This window comes from Allokutzneria sp. NRRL B-24872 (assembly GCF_002155965.1).
Taxonomy (GTDB): Bacteria; Actinomycetota; Actinomycetes; order Mycobacteriales; family Pseudonocardiaceae; genus Allokutzneria.
Genome location: NZ_MUMH01000409.1, coordinates 1 through 684, shown reverse-complemented (window position 1 = coordinate 684; position 684 = coordinate 1). Strand labels below are relative to the sequence as shown.

At 71.3% G+C, this 684-nt stretch carries 1 protein-coding gene; it reads left to right on the top strand.

The genetic code is table 11. From position 1 onward, the window contains the following. Positions 1 to 133: 133 nt before the first annotated feature. Positions 134 to 684 (top strand): ABC transporter permease (locus CCN37_RS38365; RefSeq protein ID WP_143262076.1); only part of this gene is annotated, 551 nt, incomplete at its 3' end.

Genomic DNA, 684 nt, shown 5'->3' with positions numbered 1-684 from the left:
TCCAGCAGAAGGACTTCCCCGTCGTCCAGGCGATCTGCCTGGTGTACGTCACCGCCTTCATCGTGCTGAACACCCTCATCGACATCGCCTACACACTGCTCGACCCGCGCGTGTCGATCGGGAAGAAGGACTCATGAGCGCCACAGCGGCGGTTCGCCGCATCGGAGCCCGCAAGGCCGGCCGGCGTGCACGCGGTGCCCGGGGCATCGGCCCGTCCGGCTGGGTCGCGCTCGGGCTCCTCGGGCTCGTCGCCGCCTGCGCCCTGCTCGCGCCGGTCGTCTCGCCCCAGGCCCCGAACGCCGTCGACCTCTCCGGCGCGTACCAGAGTTCGAGCGGTGCGCATCTGCTGGGCACCGACGCGAGCGGACGGGATCTGCTCTCCCGGCTCATCGCCGGCTCGCGCACCGCGCTGATCGGACCGTTCCTCGTCGTGACGCTCTCGACGCTCCTCGGGACGGTCCTCGCGCTCGCGGCCGTGTGGTTCGGCGGCTGGTTCGACCAGGTGGTGGTGCGCGTCGTCGACGCGGTGTTCGCCTTCCCCGGTCTGCTCCTCGCCATCCTCGCGACCGCCCTGTTCGGCTCCGGTCTGCCGGCCGCCGTCGTGGCGCTGTCCATCGCCTACGTCCCGTACATCGCACGGATCGTGCGCAGCGCGGCGCTGCGCGAGCGGAACCTGCCCTACAT